This window comes from Citreimonas salinaria, from assembly GCF_900107235.1.
Classification (GTDB): Bacteria; Pseudomonadota; Alphaproteobacteria; order Rhodobacterales; family Rhodobacteraceae; genus Citreimonas; species Citreimonas salinaria.
Genome location: NZ_FNPF01000007.1, coordinates 155,479 through 174,754 on the forward strand (window position 1 = coordinate 155,479; position 19,276 = coordinate 174,754).

Below are 19,276 nucleotides of genomic sequence, written 5' to 3' on the forward strand. Positions count from 1 at the left end.
TTCTTCGTCCGCGATCATTCCGCCCGGTGGCAAGCCACGCGTGTGTCGCCGATCGGGCGCATCAGCGGGCGTTCCGTCCGGCAGCGGTCGATGGCGATCGGGCAGCGCGGGTGGAAGGCGCAGCCCGGCGGCGGGTTGATCGCGTCGGGGATCTCGCCCTTGGGCGGCTCGACCTCGCGGCCGAAGGCGTCCATGCGCGGGGCGGCGTCGAACAGCATCTGCGTGTAGGGATGCTTGGGCGCCGAGAACAGCCGGTCGCGCGGCGCTTCCTCGACCAGGCGCCCCAAGTACAGCACGCCGATCTTGTCGGCCATGTGCTGCACCACGGTCAGGTCGTGGCTGATGAACAGGTAGGTCAGGCCCAGCTCTTCGCGCAGGTCGGTCATCAGGTTCAGGACCTGGCTCTGGACCGACACGTCCAGCGCCGAGGTCGGCTCGTCGCAGACGATGATCTTCGGGTTCGACGCCAGCGCCCGTGCGATGCAGATGCGCTGGCGTTGGCCGCCCGAGAACTCGTGCGGGTACTTCGACGCGTCCGCGGCCGACAAGCCCACCTGTTCCAGCAGCTTCTCGGCCAGCCCCTTGGTGTCGCCGCCCTTGGCCGCGACCGGCTCGGCGATGATGTTGCGGACCCGCCAGCGCGGGTTGAGCGATGCGTAGGGGTCCTGGAAGATCATCTGGATCTCGGCGCGCACGGCCTCGACCTTGGCGTTGTCCTTCTCGGTGGCGAGATCCACGCCGTCGACCTCGACCTTGCCTTTGGACGGCGGCACGAGGCCGACCATGATCTTGCCGATGGTCGACTTGCCCGAGCCGGACTCGCCCACCAGGGCGTAGACCGAGTTCTCCTCGATCTCGAAGCTTACATCGGACACGGCAGTCAACAGCGCGCGCGGCTTGCGCTCGATCACGCGGTTCAACCAGGGCTTCGAGACGTCGAAGACGCGGGTCAGCCCCTCGACCTTGATGAGTGCGCTCATGTGGCGGCCTTTTCTTCGGTGTTCAGCGGAAACCAGCAGGCGGCGCGGCCCCGGTAGGCGTCCAGCGTCGGGCCGGGGTCGCGGCGGCAGACATCCTGCGCGCGGTCGCAGCGCGGGTGGAAGGCGCAGCCCTGCGGCAGGTTGCCCAGTCGCGGCATCGCGCCGGGGATCTGCACCAGCCGCTTGCGCCCTTGGCTGGCCAAGGGGGTCGAGGCCATGAGACCCGCGGTATAGGGATGGTGCGCGCGGGTCAGCACCTCGCGTACGGGGCCCAGTTCGGCGAGCCGGCCGGCATACATCACCGCGACGCGGTCGGCGGCCTCGGCGATCACGCCCATGTCGTGGGTGACCAGCATCACCGCGACGCCGCGCTCGCGGCACAGGCGTTTCAGCAGCGCGATGATCTGCGCCTGAACGCTGACGTCCAGCGCGGTCGTCGGCTCGTCCGCGATGACCAGTTCGGGTTCGGCGCACAGGGCCAGCGCGATGACCACGCGCTGCCGCATGCCGCCCGAGAATTCGTGCGGGTACGAGCCGATGCGCGCCTCGGCGGCAGGAATACCCACTTCTTCCAGCTGGGCGACGGCGCGGCGACGTGCTTCGGCCTGCGACACGTTCATGTGCTCGAGTATCGTTTCCTCGAGCTGTTCGCCCACCGTCAGCAGCGGGTTGAGCGAGGTCAGCGGGTCCTGGAAGATCATCGCCATGCGCTTTCCCCGCAGGCGGCGCAGCTTCTCGCCTTTCAGCGCATGCACCGGTTCGCCCGACAGCAGGATCTGCCCGACGGTAATGCGCGCGGGCGGGTCCAGCAGGCCGATCACGGCGTTGCCGGTCATCGACTTGCCGGCGCCGGATTCGCCGACCACGCCCAGGATCTCGCCGGCGTGGATGTCGTAGCTGACATGATCCACCGGGCGAAGGATGCCGTGACGGGTGGGGATTTCCACGACCAGGTCGCGGACGGACAGGACGGGGGTGCTCATGGCTGGACGCCTCGCAATTCGACGGATGCGCGCGGTTCGATGGCTACAGGCATCAGCGCAGTTTCGGGTTCAGGGCGTCGCGCAGCCAGTCGCCGAGCAGGTTGATCGACAATGCCAGCGCAAGCAGCGTGAGCGCCGGGAAGAACAGGATCCACCATTCGCCCGAGAACATGAATTCCTGCCCGATGCGGATCAGCGTGCCGAGCGACGGCTTGGTCGGCGGTGCGCCCACGCCGAGGAAGGACAGCGTCGCCTCGGCGATGATGGCCAGCGCCAGGGAAATGGTCGCGATCACCAGCACCGGGTTCAGCACATTGGGCAGGATGTGGCGCAGCATGATGGCGAAGGGCGTGCGCCCGATCAGCCGCGCCGCCTGCACATATTCGCGGTTCTTCTCGACCAGCGTGGCGCCGCGCACGACGCGGGCGAACTGCACCCAGTCGGACAGGCCGATGGCAAGGATCAGCACCCAGATCGCCATCTGGTCGCGGTATTCGGGCGGGGTGACTCCCTTCGCGATGCCGAAGATCAGCATGGCCACGAGGATCGCTGGGAAGGTCAGCTGCACGTCGGCCACGCGCATGATGATCGTCTCGGCCCAGCCGCCGACATAGCCGGCCAGCAAGCCCAGCGTCACGCCGATGACCAGCCCCAGGAACACCGCTGCGAAGCCCACGAACAGCGAGATCCGCATCCCGTAGAGAATGGTCGAGAAGACGTCGCGGCCCTGGTCGTCGGTTCCCAGGAGGAAGAAGTCGCCGGTGAAGGCATTGGCCTGCATGGGCGGGGTGAAGCCGTTCATCAGGTTCAGCGTGGCCGGGTTGAACGGGTCGTGCGGCGCGATCCAGGGCGCCAGCAGCGCAGCCAGAACCAGCAGGATGACGACGGCGAAACTGATCATCGCCACCGGTGCGCGGCGGAAGGCATAGCCGAAATCGCTGTCCCACATGCGCCGCGCGCGCGAGGGGCCCGCCACGCGCGCGCTGTCGGCGATGGTCGTGGCGTCGGACTGGCGGTCGGAGAGGGGCATGTCAGTGGCCTCCGGCGGTGCGGTCGACGCGCAGGCGCGGGTCGATCGCGAAGTAGAGCATGTCGACGATCAGGTTGATGCCGACGAACATCACCGAGATCAGCATCAGGTAAGCGGCCATCACGGGGATGTCGACGAACTGGATCGCGTTGATGAACAGCAGGCCGACGCCCGGCCACTGGAACACTGTCTCGGTGATGATGGCGAAGGCGATGATGCTGCCCAGCTGAAGGCCGGTGATGGTGATGACCGGCACCAGCGTGTTTTTCAGCGCGTGGCGGAAGTTGACCGACTTCTCGCGTATTCCCCGCGCGCGGGCGAAGCGGATGTAGTCCATGCGCAGCACTTCCAGCATCTCGGTCCGCACCAGCCGCATGATCAGCGTCATCTGATACAGGCCAAGGGTGATCGCCGGCAGGATCAGCGCCTTCAGCCCCGACACCGTCAGAAAGCCGGTCGTCCACCAGCCGAGGTCGACCACCTCGCCGCGCCCGAACGAGGGCAGCCAGCCCAGCTCGACCGAGAACAGGTAGATCAGCAGGATTCCGATCAGGAAGGTCGGCAGCGACACCCCCACCAGCGACAGGGTCATGATCGCATTGGCCGAGATGCCCCGCCTTCGGATCGCGGTGTAGATGCCCAGCCCGATGCCACCGGCCAGCGCCAGCAGCCCCGAGACGAAAGCCAGTTCCAGCGTCGCGGGCGCGCGTTCCAGCAGGATCTCGGCGACGGGACGGCCCTGGCGGTAGCTCAGCCCGAAATTGCCCTGCACCGCCTGTTCGAGGAACTTGTAGTATTGCACGACGAATGGCTGATCGAGGCCTAGCTGCTCGCGCAGGCGTTCGACATCCGCCTGCGTGCGCTCCTGGCCCAGCATGTTGTCCACCGGATCGCCGACGAACCGGAACATCGAGAAGGCCACAAGGCCGACGACGAAGAGTACGAGGATCGATTGCCCGATCCGGCGGATGATGTAGGCAAGCATGGGTCAGTTCACCGTTTCACAGCGCAGGACGTCGGCCTCGCGGACCGTCGGATCGAAAGGATCACGCGCGCCCCGCAGCAGCGGCCGCGCGCGGACGGCGCCCTCTTGCACGGTTGCGGCACGCTCGTCCAGCGCCGCGGCGCGTTCCGTGAGGTCCATGTCCCGGCTGCCGCTGCCGTTCTGGCGTGCGCCGGCACGTGCCGCCCGACAATGGATGGCGGCGGCCGGCGCGGCGTCGTTGGCGCCGGCGGTAAGGGCATCTTTCATCGCGGGTAATCCCATCCCCAAAAGGTCGGGGCACGCGGTCGGCCCGCGTGCCCCTGTTCCAGCGTCCGGCCTAGATGGCCGGCCGGTCAAGTCAGTTCATGGAGAAGTACTTGACCTTCGGATCGTCCTCGGGGCTGACCTCGGTGCCCACGGCGTCGGTCATCCCCCAGTTCAGCACCTGGTGGTGGATCGGCAGGTATAGCTGTTCTTCCTGCACCACTTCCCAGATCGAGGCGATGGTCTCGTTCCGGGCCTCGAGATCGGTCTCCGACTCGAGGCTGACGATCATCTCGTCCAGCTCGGGATTGGAATAGCCCGTCGCGTTCCAGCTGCCGCGCTCGTCGCCGCGGGTGTGGATCAGGAAGTTGAAGACGTAGGCCGAATCGTAGGTCGGCACGCCCCAGCCCAGCATGTAGAAGTCGGTTTCCCCGTTCGAGATCAGCGGGAAGTGCTGCGCCTTGGGCTTGGCGTCCAGGTTCACCGTGATGCCGATCTGCGCCAGCATGCCGACGGCCGCCTGGCAGATCGCCTCGTCGTTGACGTAGCGGTCGTTCGGGCAATCCAGCTGGATCGAGAAGCCGTCGCCGTAGCCGGCTTCCTCCATCAGGGCGCGGGCCGCGTCGACGTCGGTCTCGATCGCGTCCATCTCGGCGGTCCAGCCGTTGACGAAGGGCGGCGCGATCATGCCGGCGGGTGCCGACTGGCCGCGCATCACGACCTGCTGGATGGCCTCGCGGTTGATCGCCAGGTTCATCGCCTCGCGCACCTGCGGGCTGGCCAGCGGGTTCTTGCCCTCGACGTCGTCGCTGTCCAGATCGTCGGCGCCCACGTTCAGGCCGAAGAAGATCGTCCGGTTCTGCGGCGCGGTCTTGACGGTCAGGTTCTCGGTCTCGGCCACGCGGCCCAGATCCTGCACCGGCACGTCCTGAATGAAGTCGACCTCGCCCGACAGCAGGGCCGCGACGCGGGTGGCGGCGTTCTGGATCGGGGTGTACTCGATCCGGGTCACCTCCATCGGGAACTGGTCCATGCCCCAGTATTCCTCGTTGCGCTCCAGTACGGTGCGCACGTCGGGCTCGCGGCTGACCAGCTTGTAGGCGCCGGTGCCGTTGGTGTTGGTCGCGGCAAAGGTGGTCTCGCCGCCCTCGACGTCCTGCACCTCGACCGAGTCGTTCGCCTCGGCCCAGCCCTTGTCCATCATGAACAGGTTGGTCAGGTTCGCCGGCAGGATCGGGTTCGGGCCGTCGGTGACGAACTCGACGGTGTGGTCGTCGACCACGCGCACCTCGGTGATCGAGTTCAGCAGCTCCTTCATGTCCGAATCCTCGGACTGCGCCCGCTCGATCGAGAACTTGACGTCCTCGGCGGTGAAGTCCTCGCCACCGTGGAATTTCACGCCCTGGCGCAGGTTGAACACCCAGACCGTCGGGTCGTCGGGCGAGGGCGCCCAGTCGGTGGCCAGCGCGGCCTCGGGCGCGCCGGTGACGTCGCGGATGATCAGCGGCTCGTAGATCTGGTGCGCCAGCGTGTGCGTCGGGCCTTCGTTCTGCGCGTGGGGGTCGAGCGTCAGGCTGTCGCCCGCGCGCGCCCAGCGCAGCGTCTCGGCCGAGGCGCCGAGCGCGGTGCTTGCCAGCAGCGCGGCGGCGAGGATGCCGGTGGTCTTCATGGCGTGTCTCCCTGTGGGTTGCGGCCCTGTTTCCGGGCCTCATGGGCAGGCACTATAACGCGCCCGAACCAGCCCGCAACCGGCGGCGAGGGGCGGGGCGCGATGCTGTCGCGTCACCCGGCCCGGCGCCGGTTTCGAGGGTGGCACAGCGCATGCACGATCCATGCACATCCCATGCGCATGCGAGGCACCGAGGCGGTTCGTGTGGATGAAGCCGGTCAAGCACGGATACGTCGCGCGGCCCGAGGATAGGCCGTTCTCGTCGCCGCATCGCGATGCGCGCTATGGCGCCGACGCCGATTTAATGGGGTAGGATGGGGTTTCACCCCACCTTGTTCGGTGGAAGATGGTGGGGTCAAACCCCACCCTGCGGCTCGCTGCGGAAGTTCGTCACTCTACGGCTCATCCGGAAATGCTATTATCTTAATGCTTTCATAGGGGATGAATGACCCTTCTTCGGCTGAGGTTAAAACGAGTCCCTTTTTAATTTTGTGAATTACAACGACACCTCGGCTGAGAGGGGCCGATATCCATGCGGTTACAACGGTGCCATCTGTAAAGGTAACCTCGGCTTGATTTCCTGAGAAAATGCCATCCGCATCGAAAGTTGCAGCAATAATCGAAAATCCGCCAAAGAATAGAGCGAAGCCAACGAGCAATGCTGAAAGCTTTCGGGTTCCAGAGGCCTTCGCAATTGAGCTAGGGAGGCTGAAGTCGAGGTGCGCGAAATTACGAAAAATATCGCCCAAATTAGAGATGCGGAAATGAAAGAAGGCTGAGAGGGTAGTTGCTGATATGGCGTTCACGAGTATATAGCAAAGAAAGTAGAAGAAATTACTCCTGTACTCAATAAATGAAAATACAAGCGCAGATAATATGAACAGAAAAAATGGCTTCCTGTGCTTTGCGAACCTAACCGACTTCCGAACAACGATACTTGTGTTTCGGGCTACTCGGTGATTAAGCTTAAGCGACACCTTGAGAGATGTCAGCATTAGCGCCATAGACGTAAAATAGTACAGAAAATAATTCGCGAAAAACAGCGAAACAGCCACAGACATTGTGAGAAAGAAAAATTTTCCGGCCGCCAGTTCCGCATCGGCGAATGCCGCCAAGTTTCCGGGAAGCGAAAGGGCTACCAGTGTTCTGAAGTATATTAAGTACAGGCTGCTCGCTGATAGCAGGAATGCGCCGAAAATAATGGCGATGCACATAAGCCGGGATTTTCCCGCCTCGCCTAGGCTCTCTAACGCTTTTTCAAGGCCTTTAATTATCGCTTCATGCCTTGTGTTTCGAAAATTATAATTTCGACGATTTAGATCTTTAACTATCCATCTTCAGCGCCGAGATGAACGCCTCCTGCGGGATGTCCACCTTCCCGAACTGGCGCATCTTCTTCTTGCCGGCCTTCTGCTTCTCGAGCAACTTTTTCTTCCGCGTGGCATCCCCGCCGTAGCACTTGGCGGTCACGTCCTTGCGCATGGCCGACAGCGTCTCGCGCGCGATGACCTTGCCGCCGATGGCCGCCTGGATCGGGATCTTGAACATCTGGCGCGGGATCAGGTCCTTGAGCTTGGCGCACATGGCCCGGCCGCGCATCTCGGCCCGGTCGCGGTGGACCATCATCGACAGGGCGTCGACGGGCTCGTCGTTGACCAGCACCTGCATCTTCACGAGGTTGTCCTCGCGGTAGCCGGTGATCTCGTAGTCGAAGCTGGCATAGCCCTTGGTGACCGATTTCAGCCGGTCGTAGAAGTCGAACACGACCTCGTTCAGGGGCAGGTCGTAGACCGCCATCGCGCGACCGCCGACGTAGGTGAGGTCCATCTGCAGCCCGCGCCGGTCCTGGCACAGCTTCAGCACGTCGCCGAGGTAGTCGTCGGGCACGAGGATGGTCGCCTTGATGCGCGGTTCCTCGATGTGGCTGATCTTCGACATGTCGGGCATGTCGGCCGGGTTGTGCAGGTCGTGCTGGCTGCCGTCCCTCATGTGCACGTGGTAGACCACGGACGGCGCGGTGGTGATCAGCTCGATGTTGTATTCCCGCTCGATCCGGTCGCGGATCACCTCGAGGTGCAGCAGGCCGAGGAAGCCGCAGCGGAAGCCGAAGCCGAGCGCGGCCGAGGTCTCCATCTCGAAGCTGAAGGAGGCGTCGTTCAGCGCCAGCTTCTCGATCGCGTCGCGCATGTCCTCGAAATCCGAGGTGTCGACCGGGAAGAGGCCGCAGAACACCACCGGGATCGACGGCTTGAAGCCGGGCAGGGCCTTGTCGCAGGGCTTGCGCTCGTGCGTGATCGTGTCGCCGACGCGGGTGTCGCGGACCTGCTTGATCGAGGCGTTCAGGTAGCCGATCTCGCCGGGGCCGAGGCTGTCGACGCCGGTCATGGCGGGGCGGTAGATGCCCACGTCGTCCACGTCGTAGGTGCCGCCGGTCTTCATCATGCGGATGCGGTCGCCCTTCTTGAGGGTGCCGTCGACGATGCGGACGATACAGATGACGCCAAGGTACTGGTCGTACTTGCTGTCCACCAGCATCGCCTTGAGCGGCGCGTCCGGGTCGCCGCCATGCGGGGGCGGCAGGCGCTTGACGATCGCCTCGAGCACGTCGGGGATGCCGAGGCCGGTCTTGGCCGAGATCTCGACAGCCTCCGAGGCGTCGATGCCGATCACGTCCTCGATCTGGGTCTTCACCCGCTCGGGGTCGGACGCGGGCAGGTCGATCTTGTTGAGCACCGGCACGATCTCGTGGTCGGCCTCGATCGCGGTGTAGACGTTGGCGAGGGTCTGCGCCTCGACGCCCTGCGTGGCGTCGACCACCAGCAGCGAGCCTTCGACCGCGCGCATGGACCGGCTGACCTCGTAGGCGAAGTCGACGTGGCCGGGCGTGTCGATGAGGTTGAGCACGTAGGTGTGGCCGTCCTTGGCCGGATAGTCGATCCGGACGGTGTTGGCCTTGATGGTGATGCCGCGCTCGCGCTCGATGTCCATCGCGTCGAGCATCTGCTCTTTCATGTCGCGCTCGGCGACGGTGCCGGTCAGCTGGATCAGCCGGTCGGCGAGGGTCGATTTCCCGTGGTCGATATGGGCGACGATCGAGAAATTGCGGATGCGGGACTGGGGTGTGCTCATGTCCTGCGATATGCTGCGGATCAAGGGCCCGGTCAAGTGGCGCCGGGGGCGCTTGAGGTGTCCCACGGTGGGACATGAAGGCGGGTACGGGATTACAAGGGGTTACAGGGACGGATTCAGGATTTGTTAGGAAAGGCCCGCGATCGGTGGTCAAAAGAAGACGCTGTGTCGGATGCTTCGGGCGGACAGGACCGGGTGCAGGGGTCTTGTGCGGACGGACGCGGGGCGGCATGTATCCGGAGAACCGGGGACGACCCAAGGGAGGGTTTGCCTGATGGATCGGCCGACAGAGGTTTGCCTTCCGGCAGGCGGAGCGGGTTACCTGGCGGCCAATCCCGGCAAGGTGAACGCGGTTCTAGCCCCTACGGAACGATGGCCGGCGAGTTTGCGGTGGCTTGCGGTGCCGCGATCTTGCGCCAAATCCGGAAGCCGCGCTAACGTTGGCTTGCCGGCTCGGCGGTATCACAAAGCTGGCCAGACCTTCTCCAAAGGCTCTCGCATGGTATAAGCTGACAAGCCCTGTGGTGCGTCTAATTCCTTTCGCAGGACGGAATATCGGAGCAACAGACATGCAGCAGACATGCGTGATCGTCACCGGCCGGGTGCAGGGGGTCTCTTTCCGGGCCTGGACGCAGGAGGAGGCGCAGGCGCTGGGGCTGCGGGGCTGGGTTCGCAACCGGGACGACGGCTCGGTCGAGGCGGTGCTGGGCGGGACGCCCGAGGCGGTCGAGGCGATGGTGGCGCGGTTGCGCGAGGGGCCGAGGGCGGCGCGGGTCGAGGCGCTCGACCGCGAACCGGCGGACGGGGCGCTGCCGGAGGGGTTCGAGATCCGGCGGTAGGGGCGGGCCGGCCGACGCGGCACGCCGATCGGAGGCCGGTCGGATTCCGGTTGGATTTCGGGCCGGATGCGTGCGCCTTTTACGGGAAGTCGAATTGATCGCGGCGCGGTTTTCGCGCATGGTGGTGCGCATCGGCAGCGCGGCGCGACCCGGAACACCGGGCGGCCGCATTCTTTGGGCAGGTGACATGATTCCAGCGCGATATCTCATGGCGGCGACGTTGATGCTTGCGGCGTGCGGGGGCGGGCGGTCGAACGAGATGCCGACCCGCGCGGCGTTCGCCAACGGCCCCATCCAGGTGGCGTGCCAGACCGGCGGGCGGAGCGAGGCGAACCCCGCGCTGTGCCGCTGCATCCAGTTCGTGGCGAACCAGAGCCTTTCGGGCGGCGACCAGCGCATGGCGGTGGACTTCTTCAAGGACCCGCACCGCGCGCAGGAGATCCGGCAATCGGACAACCCGCGCCACGAGGAATTCTGGAAACGCTACCGGTCCTTCGCGGACGCGTCGGAAGGGCTTTGCAGCCCCTATCGCTGAGCGGGGACTTCTACGGCCGGCTCTGCGCATGGGCGACGATGGCCGCGACGAGACAGTCGAGGCTGTCGGTGCGCGGCAGGGCGTCGGGCAGCAGGGGGGCCACGAGCGAAAGCTCGGTGCAGGCGATCAGCAGGTGGTCGCAGGTCTCCATCAGGCGCATGGCCTCGGCCGCAAGGTCGGGGGCGATGGCGGCAGGCGCGGCGCCGGCCTTGACCGCGCGGATCATCGCCAGCAGCGGCGCGTCGTCCTTGGGGAAGGCGAAACCCGCAGGCAGGTGGCGGTCGAACACCCCCGACAGCCGCGTGGCCGGCGAGGCGAGCACGCCGATCCGGCCCTTGCCTGCCAGCGCGGCGCCGGTGAGGTCCAGCATGTGCAGCAGCGGCAGGTCGGTCGCGTCGGCCAGGCCGTCGGCATAGGCATGCGCCGTGTTGCAGGGCATCGCCAGCGCCGAGGCCCCGGCGGCGGCAAGGTCGCGCGCCATCGCCTGCAGGACCGGCAGGGGGGACGGGCCGGTGCCCTCGATCAGCGCCTTTATGCGCGAGGGCACGGCCGGGTTCTGGTGCACGATCAGCGGCACGTGGTCGGCATCGTCGCGCGCGGGCACCGCGTCGATCACCTTCTGCATCAGCAGCACCGTGGCCTGCGGGCCCATGCCGCCGAGGATGCCGACCGGGCGCATCACGCCTCGCGCTTCGAGGTCATGGAAAGGAAGGCGCGGATCGAGTCCTCGAATTCGCGCGGTTTCTCGGCGTGCAGCCAGTGGCCGGCGCCGGGGATCCTGGCGAAGCGGGCGGAAGGGAAATGGGCGCGGATGGCGTCGCGGTGCTCGGGGCGGACGTAGTCGGAATTCGCGCCCGACAGGAACAACGTGGGCTTGTCGAAGGTGGCGTCGATGTCCGGAAAGGACAGGATCTTCGGCATCTGGTCGGCCAGCACGTCGAGATTGAGCTTCCACCGCTTCTCGGTCACGTCGACGGACTGGGTGAAGAACGAGCGCAGCGCGGGTTCGGAGATTGTGGCGGCCAACTGCTCGGCCGCGTCCGAGCGGCGGCTGACGCGCGACAGGTCGACGGCGCGCATGGCGTCGATGTTGTCCATCTGCGTATGGGTGTAGGTGACGGGCGCTATGTCGGCCACGATCAGGCGGTCGACCAGTTCGGGGCGGGTGAGGGCCAGCACCATCGCGGCCTTGCCACCCATCGAGTGGCCGACCACGTCGGCGTGGCCGCCATGCGCCTCGATCACCTCGGCCAGGTCGGCGGCCATGGCGGGATAGTCGTGGACGGGGGCGCGCGGGCTGTCGCCGTGGTTGCGCATGTCCGGGGTCAGGACAAGGCGGTCCTCGGCGAGGCGGCGGGCGATGACGCCCCAGTTGCGCCCCGAGCCGAAGAGCCCGTGCACGATGAGAAGCGGCGGCGCGGACGTGTCGGCGCCCTGTGAGATCACGTTGAGCATGGGCCCGGGATACCGCCCTCCGCCGCGGCGCGCCAGCCCAAGATGCGCGCGCCGCGCCTGCCCGGACGCGGTCGCCTTGTCCCGCGCTTGAGCGGCGCCGCGCTTTCGCCTATCGCGGGGGCATGGCCCCACGATCCGACGCCGCCGCGATGGCCGACAGGCTGAACGTGCTTTTCGCCGACCGGCTGCACTTGCGGCGCGGCCCGCTCGAGCTGCGGGTGGCGCGGGCGCGGCGGATGCTGCCGGCGGCGGTGCGGCGCGATGCGGCCTACGTGGCGCGCGCGGCGCGCAAGGCCGGGCATCCGCGGCTCGAGGCGCAGGTCGACCCGCAGGCGCTGAGCGCGGCCTACGACCGGGCGGTGCAGTATCTCGAGGGGCCGGAACTTCGCCAGAAGCGGTCCCTGGCGCGCCTGCGGGTGGTCGCGGGGATGGTGGCGAACCTGCTGATCGTGCTGGCGCTGCTGATCGCGGTGCTGAGCTGGCGCGGGTTCCTCTAGACGCTCAGACGGCGGTCGGGCGGCGGCCGTGCAGGCGCAGGAACAGGCTTTCCTCGTCGTCGTTGCGGAAGAACGGGACCGAGGCGGGCGGTTCGGTGTCGTGCGCCCGCGCGGCGATCTCGGCCAGCACCACTTGGGTGATGAACGGCAGGTCGTGGTCGCGGATCGCGTCGAGGGCGATCCATTGCAGGTGCGAAAGCTCATCGCAGGCGGGGCCGAAATCGTCCGGATCGCTGGAGAGGTCGTCCGCGTCGACGAGGAAGAAGCGCGCGTCGAAGCGGCGCGGGCGGCCCGGCGGCGTGATCGCGCGGAACACGAATTGCAGCGCGTGGGCCGAGGGGAGATGGCCGGTTTCGGCGAAGGCGCGCCAGTCGTCGGGGACCGGCCCGGACCACGCGCCGGGGCGCCCGAGGATCTGGCCGGTTTCCTCCCACAATTCGCGCACGGCGGCGGCGGCGAGCGCTGGCGGCCGCGCGGGATCGGCATCCTCGGCCAGGCGCGCGGCGCTGGATTGCGGCAGCGGTTCGGCCAAGGGCACCCGCGCGTCGCCGGGATCGACGGCTCCGCCGGGAAACACCACCTTGTTCGGCATGAAGGCCGCCTGCGATCCGCGCTGGCCCATCAGCACCCGCGGCCGGGTGGCGCGATCGCGCAGCACGATCACGGTGGCGGCGTCGCGGATGGCGGAGGCGTCGGTCGCAGGGGTGGTGGTATCGCGCGTCATGGGGGCTCCTGGCTTCGGCCTCACTCGGGGCGCGCGGCGAAGCCGTGCATGTGCCGCGCCCACTGGAAGGCGACCAGCGCGCCCTTCAGCCGTGGCAGAAGATACAGCGACAGCCCCACGCAGCCGACCGCGAAGAAGGTGAACAGCACCAGCGGATCCGGCCGAAACGTGGTGAAGCCCACGTGCAGAAGCGGCGCCATCAGGTGCCCGACGATCAGGATCGTCAGGTAGGCCGGCCCGTCGTCGGCGCGGTGGTGGTGCAGCGGCTCGCGGCAGACCGGGCAATGGTCACGCACCTTGAGATAGCCCGACAGCATCGGGCCCGAGCCGCAGCGCGGGCAGCGCCGGTGCCAGCCCTTGAGCACGGCGGGCCAGGTGGGGCGCTCTTCCTCGACGCCGGTCGCGGCGGCATCCGGGGCCGTATCCTGGTCCTGCGCGGGGGCGGATCTTTCGGCGGCGCCGTGGTGTAGGTCGGTCATGCGGTCCTCGTTCTCTGCCCGCAAGATGGGGAGTGTGCTGAGTAACCGGAAGGCCGGATGGTGTCGTTGCGTCCGGATGTCGCTGACCGCGGCACCGGCCGGCGCGGCGGTCGGTGCGGACGCCGCGCGCGGTCAGCGCAGCGCGCGCTTGGCCTCGGCCGGCGCGGGCAGGGCGTCGGGCGGACCCGCCAGGAGGTGCGGCGGCCCCGCCATCTCGACGCGGTTGCGCCCCAGTTCCTTGGCGCGATAGAGTGCCCGGTCCGCGCCGTCGATCAGCGAATGCGCCGACATCGTGGTGCCGGGCAGGCCCAGCGCGATGCCGATGCTGGCGGTGACGGTGATGCGCTGCCCGTCGTTCAGGACGACGGGCGCGGCTGCGATGATGCGCCCCAGCCGCTCGCCGGTGCGCAGCGCCTCGTCGGCCGTCGTGTCGGGCATGACGATCAGGAATTCCTCGCCGCCGAAGCGGGCGACAAGGTCGGCGGCGCGCATGTTGTCGCGCAGCCGGTCGGCGAGGTCGATCAGCACCGCGTCGCCAGCCGGGTGGCCCAGCGTGTCGTTGACCGTCTTGAAGTGGTCGAGGTCCAGCATCAGCAGCGCGAAGGACCGGTCGCGGCGCATCGCGCGCTCGGCCACCCGGTCGAGATGGGGCATCACGTAGCGGCGGTTGTAGAGCCCGGTCAGAGGGTCGATCAGCGCCGCGCGCAACCCGTCGCGCATGTTGGCGCGCAGCCGGTCGGCGGTCTGCTTGCGGGCGGCCTGCTTGGTGATCCGCAGCGCCAGTTCCTGCGCCTCGGGGCCGGCCGAGAGCAGGTCGGACGCGCCCATGTCGAGCGCCGCGGCCGCCTGCGCGCGCTGGTGCGGGCGCGCGACGTAGATGATCGCCGCGTGGCGCGAGCGGGTGGCGCTGCGCAGCTGCGGCAGGAGCGACAGCGCGTCGCTTGCCGCGTCGGGCGCCTCGAGCAGGACGATCACGTCGGCGGGCGGGTCGCGGTCGCGCAGCGCGTCGTCGGGGTGGACCAGTTCCACCCGGTGCGGCAGCGCGGCGCGCAGCTGGTCGGGCAGGGCGGCGGGCATCGCGTCGGCGCGCGCGGGCACCAGCATGACGCGGGCGGGCGCGACAAAGTCGGCCGGCTGCTCGCCCAGGCCCAGCGCGCGGCGGGTGTCGTCGCGCAGCGCAAGCTCGGCCTCGGCGTCGCGGGCGCGCAGCAGCGAGCGCAGCCGCGCAAGCAGCACCAGCTCGTCCAGCGGGCGGGCCAGCACGTCGTCGGCGCCAGCGGCGAGCGAGGCCAGCCGGTCGTCGGGATCGTCGGTGTTGAGCACCACGATGATCGGCACGCGCGCGCCCAGGGGGTGTTCCCGCAGGCTGGCGCAGAAGGTCTGCGCGCTCATGTCCGGAAGGTTGCCGGCGGCGATCACCAGGTCGGGCCGGGTGCGGCGCAGCGATCCCAGCGCCGAATCGCCCGACCCGGCCTGCGCGACCTCGTAATACGCGGTCGCAAGCTTCACCCGCAGCACGATGCGGTTGGTCGGCACGGAATCGACGATCAGGATTCTTCCGGTCATTCGGCCTTTCCCCCCTGGCCGACTTCGTCGGACCAGCCACACGCAGCGTTGCCCGTTGCAACGCCGTCAGAATTGAGACTCTTTGGTTAAGAAAATCTTTTCGGCTGCGAGGAAACATGAACCTGACACGAGATCGTGCAGAGACCATCGGGCTGCAGGCCGTGGCGTGGCTGGCCGCCGACGGCGAGCTTCTGCCCGTGTTCATGGGCGCCACCGGCGCGTCCGAGGCGGATTTCCGCGCCGGTCTGGGCGATCCGGCCTTCCAGGCCTCGGTGCTGGATTTCATCCTGATGGAGGATGCCTGGGTGCAGGCGTTCTGCGCGGCGCACGATCTGCGGCCCGACACGCCGATGCGCGTCCGCGCCGTGCTGCCCGGCGGCGAGCAGGTTCACTGGACCTGAACCCCGCGGCGGCGGAGCGGCGACGCGCGGTCTTCGGAGATGGCGGAAAGAACGACGAATTTTTCCGCCTTTCGGGTCTTGATCCCGCCAGTCGGCCCAAGTAAATACCGCCTCACGGTTGGGGTGTAGCCAAGTGGTAAGGCGTCGGTTTTTGGTACCGTGTACCGTAGGTTCGAATCCTACCACCCCAGCCAGTCACTCGCTGTGCTCGTGACGTCTTGCCCTTCAGGTAGTTAGCGGACTTCGTAGCGGGGCGGTTGCCCCAAGCGGTGCCCCAATTCGCTGGTCGGCGCCCCGTTCAAGATTCTCGGCCTGCCTTGGGCGTGCTTCGGTTGCTCGGACGAAGGTTGAAGAAGCAGTTATGCGGACCTTGCAGGCATTCGCATTGATCGACCGACAGCAATGCGCATGAAGAACACGCTGGTCTTAGGGGGCGGCGCAACCTTCGTCTCTTGGATGATAGCCTATGGCAAGCTGTTCAATCGCATTCGCGCCAACGGCCGCTTCTGGTTCGAGCGCGGTAACCCACACCCTATTAGATCGAGACCAGTTCGGCGATCTTGGCCGCGACATCGGCCATCGTCTCTTCAGCAGTACTGAGGCCAGCTCGGGACGCTAGTAAGAGGCTGACCTTCTCAAGCTCTTCATAGGTAGTTCCATGAACAACCGGGATGAGCCGCTCGCGTCGGAGGAGCGCGGACAGCTCTTTGTCTGCGACACCCTCAGCTGGGAGCCGCTTTAACATAGCTGGAGTCACTAAAACGATACCGATGCGCGAATTTACCAAGCCCTTATCGATCGCACGCATCATCGGCACGCCCAACCCTAGGTCCCTCTCGCTGAACCAAACTCGGACACCGCGCGCGTCGAGAAGGTCATACAGTTCCTTCGCCGAACCCTGCCTGTCATCCCACGCGTGGCAGAGAAACACGTCACGAAGGTCAGGCTGCGAGACCGCGAGGTCTTCCACGTTTTCCCGCACCGGCGTGAGCGCCTGCACTTGTTCGGTCGTGTACCAGACCGCCGAACCTGCTCCGGACCAGCGTGGCTTCGCTGTGCGACGTCCAGAACCGCCGCTACTCCGACTGCTACTGCTCCCTGAGGTAGAGTACGAAGTGGACGAGTATGGCGTATAACTGCTGTAGCCGCCGCCATATCCGCCGAAAGAGCTGGGACGACCATATCGATTCCTGCATGCAGGGCAGTTCGCTGCGGCGGCCGCCGATCTGTGGCCCCTTGATGGTGCAGTGCATCTAGCCATGCCTCTTGGTCTCCTTTGCCACTCCAGCACCCTTCGAAGCATTTGATGCGTTCTTCAACCCAAAGCCTTCATGCTCGAACGGATCGCCGCCTCTGGTCGTCATTGACACCACATCCAAGTGTGTAGTCGAGGCGGAACTTGGACTAGTGTCCGATACTATAACTTCATTGGGTATTGTGCGTCAGGTGACGGTCAGTGCAAGCGGTTGATTGACTCTCCCTCGTCAAAGAACGCTTCCGGACCTTCGGCCTCAATCGTGCCGATGAACTCGTCCCAAGCATCCTGCTCTGACGCGAATGACTCATCCCTAGTCGTTGAGGTTCCGTGTTCGTTGACGATCTCCAGCGCCCATCCTTGGTCCGGATCGACGCAGAGGATGTTAACTTCAAGACGAATGCCGTCGACCATGTACGACCCGGACAGCTTCGATAAGATCATGTCGGGGTCGTCGTCGCTGTCGGACATCACCTGTCTCCGTCGTTCCGAAGTAAGTAGTACAAGGTTAGCGAACGGGTTCAACGGGTAGGCGACGCTCCATCCCTAACAGGCTGTGCCACGCTAGAGCATGCTGAAGTCCACGCCATAAGCCGAGAACTCCCAGTCATCGCGCTTGTTATCGGCCCTCGTGCCAACCTCCAGATGCTCCGGATTGATGCACAGCCCGTTGTGGCACTTGTGGCGGACCACGTCATCGGGCGTCAGCACCTCCTTCCTCGTGACAGCGTAGATGAAGCGGTAGGCTCGTGTCTGCTGGCCCAGGAAGCGGACCTTTCGTCTCGATGGCCCAGCGGTCACCAGACAGCCCTCTGGCCTCTCTGAGGCGCCCTGCAGCAGCTCAGCTACCTTCTCCCTAGCCTCAGGGTGGTGGTGGTGGATCACATCGTCCAGCCACCGCTCCGTTGGTGCAAGCATGAGACCGCTCATAGGCCGATCTCCACCTCGTCGCGGACAGGCTGTCGCGTTCCGTCAGACCCGACGACCTCCCCCCGTTGGGCTGAGTATCCGGGACGCAGCCAGAGCACCCGCCCATAGTCCACGCCGCCCCACTTCACCTTAACCTTGTGCCATCCGAGCTCCAACATCCGGTGCCGGATCGTCTCGGGGTTCACGTGAAGCGTCTTCTGGCAGTAGTGATGCAGGTCCGTCTGCGCGATATAGTGCTGCTCACGCCCGTTCAGGTATTCCTCCAACTGCTCGGTCGACACCTGCTGCTGGGACTGTCGGATCATCTCCATGATTGGCGTTGAGTGCGTCTCGGTGTTCAGCGACCGCGCATTGAACCCGTCAGCCGGCTTGTGAGCCATGAAGGCATTGTAGAGAGCCGCTAGCGATGCGGGGTTCTTGATCTGCTCGTTCACCCTTGCCACCACCCTCTGGAACTCCGCCGTCAACGGCCCGTTCGCATGGCCCTGATGCTCCACGTCCACGATGAAGTAGCGCCGATCGTCAGCCTCCAGCCATAACGGCACGTGATTGCTCGTGAACACGAAGCAGCAGCGCTGGTCTGTCTGGTATGCTTCCTGCCCCTTCATCTCCACCAAGATCGTTGGTTCACTGATGAGGGTCTTCAAGCTGTTGGCAGCGCTCGACCCCTGCTTTACCTTCACCTCCTCGCAGACAACCAGCTTCGATGCGACCACGCTCGCGTTGAACCGTCCTGTCAGGTAGGTGATGCCGTTCTGCGATGTTGTGTTCCCTTCGCCGAACAGGGCGTCCAGCACGCGGCAGAGCTGGCTCTTGCCCGTTCCCTTCGCCTTGCTGTGAAGGAATAGCGACCACGTCGGTCGGTCCGCTTCGTTCTGGAGACACCAAGCGATCCAGTCAGTCACATGCCGTCTAGTGCCTGCGTCTGGCAGCATCCACCGAAGTAGTTCCTCGGCCGCACCCCACTCGGCATGGTTCACGCGTAGGTTCCGGTAGTCCGGCTCCCGCCAACGGTTGATCGTCGCGAAACCGTCTGCAATCAAAAGCGTGCGGGTGTCTCCGGGCCTGCTGACGACTTGCCCGTTCCAAGGTCGTATGGCTTCGTCAGCGTTCTCGGGATACAAGCTGAAAGCAACCCTGAACGCTTCCTGGAGCAGCTCGGGGCTTAGTGGGATGTGCGGCAGCTTGGTGCGGATTCTCTGGTAGCTGGCCTGCCTCACGTCGGGTTGGGAAATGCTGGTCCCCGGTGCTTCCACGCGGTAGTACTTGTTGTCCTTGCGGACGTACCAGCTAGCGATTGCGCGGGAGATTTCCCGGCGGTGTTCATGATTGATATTCGTCATTGAAATATGCCTCCTTTGGTGGGCTTTGGGGAGGTTCTGTCCTCCTTAAGTGACCCCTGGTGGCTCAAGTCATGAATTTCTTTTTATTATCAATACCTTGCTCACTATTCTTCACGGTGGTCTTGCCCCCGTTTCGCCGGACACTCAGGCAGTTGCGGTTTGAGCTGCGATGAAGTCGCGTGGCGAGCGCATCTTCAGCCCTGAGTGCGGGT

Annotated in this window: 21 protein-coding genes and 1 tRNA gene; 5 read left to right on the plus strand and 17 right to left on the minus strand. The window is 65.8% G+C overall.

Annotation, left to right across the window (positions count from 1 at the left end; all coding sequences use genetic code 11):
• Positions 1–14: 14 nt before the first annotated feature.
• From BLW27_RS11045 to lepA, 8 genes are all read right to left on the minus strand, one after another.
• Positions 15–980, minus strand: a complete 966-nt coding sequence (locus BLW27_RS11045) for an ABC transporter ATP-binding protein (RefSeq protein WP_089883213.1) — start codon at positions 978–980, stop codon at positions 15–17.
• Positions 977–1,963: an ABC transporter ATP-binding protein gene (locus BLW27_RS11050; protein ID WP_089883215.1), complete on the minus strand. Its 987-nt coding sequence runs from the start codon at positions 1,961–1,963 to the stop codon at positions 977–979. The genes BLW27_RS11045 and BLW27_RS11050 overlap by 4 nt, the downstream gene beginning before the upstream one ends.
• Positions 1,964–2,015: 52 nt before the next feature.
• A complete protein-coding gene (locus BLW27_RS11055; RefSeq protein WP_089883281.1) occupies positions 2,016–2,912 on the minus strand; it encodes an ABC transporter permease in 897 nt (298 codons plus the stop codon).
• Between the two features lie 82 nt (positions 2,913–2,994).
• Positions 2,995–3,978 carry an ABC transporter permease gene (locus BLW27_RS11060; RefSeq protein WP_089883216.1) on the minus strand — a complete coding sequence of 328 codons (984 nt, stop codon included), beginning with the start codon at positions 3,976–3,978 and terminating at the stop codon, positions 2,995–2,997.
• Positions 3,979–3,981: 3 nt separating this feature from the next.
• The gene (locus BLW27_RS11065) at positions 3,982–4,245 is read right to left on the minus strand and encodes a hypothetical protein (RefSeq protein ID WP_089883218.1); all 264 of its coding nucleotides are present in this window, start codon (positions 4,243–4,245) and stop codon (positions 3,982–3,984) included.
• A 91-nt stretch (positions 4,246–4,336) separates the two neighbouring features.
• The gene (locus tag BLW27_RS11070) at positions 4,337–5,911 is read right to left on the minus strand and encodes an ABC transporter substrate-binding protein (RefSeq protein ID WP_089883220.1); all 1,575 of its coding nucleotides are present in this window, start codon (positions 5,909–5,911) and stop codon (positions 4,337–4,339) included.
• A 395-nt stretch (positions 5,912–6,306) separates the two neighbouring features.
• Positions 6,307–7,125: a hypothetical protein gene (locus tag BLW27_RS20715; RefSeq protein WP_143042245.1), complete on the minus strand. Its 819-nt coding sequence runs from the start codon at positions 7,123–7,125 to the stop codon at positions 6,307–6,309.
• A 109-nt stretch (positions 7,126–7,234) separates the two neighbouring features.
• On the minus strand, positions 7,235–9,040 hold the full coding sequence (lepA, locus tag BLW27_RS11075) for a translation elongation factor 4 (protein WP_089883222.1): 1,806 nt from the start codon (positions 9,038–9,040) through the stop codon (positions 7,235–7,237).
• Positions 9,041–9,609: 569 nt separating this feature from the next.
• Between lepA and BLW27_RS11080 the strand changes: the two genes are divergently transcribed.
• Both BLW27_RS11080 and BLW27_RS11085 read left to right on the plus strand, forming a co-directional pair.
• Entirely contained in the window at positions 9,610–9,879 is a 270-nt protein-coding gene (locus BLW27_RS11080) for an acylphosphatase (RefSeq protein WP_089883225.1), read from the plus strand.
• A 187-nt stretch (positions 9,880–10,066) separates the two neighbouring features.
• Positions 10,067–10,414, plus strand: coding sequence for a cyclin family protein (locus BLW27_RS11085; RefSeq protein ID WP_245710845.1), 348 nt, complete (start codon positions 10,067–10,069; stop codon positions 10,412–10,414).
• 10 nt (positions 10,415–10,424) lie between these two features.
• Here BLW27_RS11085 and cuyB read toward each other — a convergent pair whose 3' ends face one another.
• Positions 10,425–11,093 carry a cysteate racemase gene (gene cuyB, locus BLW27_RS11090; RefSeq protein ID WP_177177879.1) on the minus strand — a complete coding sequence of 223 codons (669 nt, stop codon included), beginning with the start codon at positions 11,091–11,093 and terminating at the stop codon, positions 10,425–10,427.
• Positions 11,093–11,869 (minus strand): alpha/beta fold hydrolase, encoded by a 777-nt coding sequence (locus tag BLW27_RS11095; RefSeq protein WP_089883229.1) that lies wholly within the window; start codon positions 11,867–11,869, stop codon positions 11,093–11,095. Before BLW27_RS11095 ends, cuyB begins: the two co-directional genes overlap by 1 nt.
• A 122-nt stretch (positions 11,870–11,991) precedes the next feature.
• On the opposite strand from BLW27_RS11095, the gene BLW27_RS11100 reads away from it, so the two are divergent.
• Positions 11,992–12,366 carry a hypothetical protein gene (locus BLW27_RS11100; RefSeq protein WP_143042246.1) on the plus strand — a complete coding sequence of 125 codons (375 nt, stop codon included), beginning with the start codon at positions 11,992–11,994 and terminating at the stop codon, positions 12,364–12,366.
• Positions 12,367–12,370: 4 nt separating this feature from the next.
• Here the strand turns inward: BLW27_RS11100 and BLW27_RS11105 are convergent, their stop codons facing one another.
• From BLW27_RS11105 to BLW27_RS11115, 3 genes are all read right to left on the minus strand, one after another.
• Complete coding sequence (locus tag BLW27_RS11105) at positions 12,371–13,090, minus strand: NUDIX hydrolase (RefSeq protein ID WP_089883233.1); 720 nt, start codon at positions 13,088–13,090, stop codon at positions 12,371–12,373.
• A gap of 20 nt (positions 13,091–13,110) precedes the next feature.
• Entirely contained in the window at positions 13,111–13,569 is a 459-nt protein-coding gene (locus BLW27_RS11110; RefSeq protein ID WP_089883235.1) for a DUF983 domain-containing protein, read from the minus strand.
• A 132-nt stretch (positions 13,570–13,701) separates the two neighbouring features.
• The gene (locus BLW27_RS11115; protein ID WP_089883237.1) at positions 13,702–15,135 is read right to left on the minus strand and encodes a diguanylate cyclase; all 1,434 of its coding nucleotides are present in this window, start codon (positions 15,133–15,135) and stop codon (positions 13,702–13,704) included.
• 116 nt (positions 15,136–15,251) lie between these two features.
• Here BLW27_RS11115 and BLW27_RS11120 point away from each other — a divergent pair, with 116 nt between their 5' ends.
• Both BLW27_RS11120 and BLW27_RS11125 read left to right on the plus strand, forming a co-directional pair.
• Complete coding sequence (locus BLW27_RS11120; RefSeq protein ID WP_089883239.1) at positions 15,252–15,536, plus strand: DUF3572 domain-containing protein; 285 nt, start codon at positions 15,252–15,254, stop codon at positions 15,534–15,536.
• A gap of 119 nt (positions 15,537–15,655) precedes the next feature.
• Positions 15,656–15,730, plus strand: a tRNA-Gln gene (locus BLW27_RS11125).
• 341 nt (positions 15,731–16,071) lie between these two features.
• Here the strand turns inward: BLW27_RS11125 and BLW27_RS21435 are convergent.
• The 4 genes from BLW27_RS21435 to BLW27_RS11145 form a co-directional block, all read right to left on the minus strand.
• A complete protein-coding gene (locus tag BLW27_RS21435; protein ID WP_245710846.1) occupies positions 16,072–16,536 on the minus strand; it encodes a toll/interleukin-1 receptor domain-containing protein in 465 nt (154 codons plus the stop codon).
• A 453-nt stretch (positions 16,537–16,989) separates the two neighbouring features.
• The gene (locus BLW27_RS11135) at positions 16,990–17,262 is read right to left on the minus strand and encodes a hypothetical protein (RefSeq protein WP_089883243.1); all 273 of its coding nucleotides are present in this window, start codon (positions 17,260–17,262) and stop codon (positions 16,990–16,992) included.
• Positions 17,263–17,355: 93 nt separating this feature from the next.
• On the minus strand, positions 17,356–17,721 hold the full coding sequence (locus tag BLW27_RS11140) for an HNH endonuclease (protein ID WP_089883246.1): 366 nt from the start codon (positions 17,719–17,721) through the stop codon (positions 17,356–17,358).
• A complete protein-coding gene (locus BLW27_RS11145; protein WP_089883248.1) occupies positions 17,718–19,064 on the minus strand; it encodes a primase-helicase family protein in 1,347 nt (448 codons plus the stop codon). The genes BLW27_RS11140 and BLW27_RS11145 overlap by 4 nt, the downstream gene beginning before the upstream one ends.
• Between the last annotated feature and the right edge of the window lie 212 nt (positions 19,065–19,276).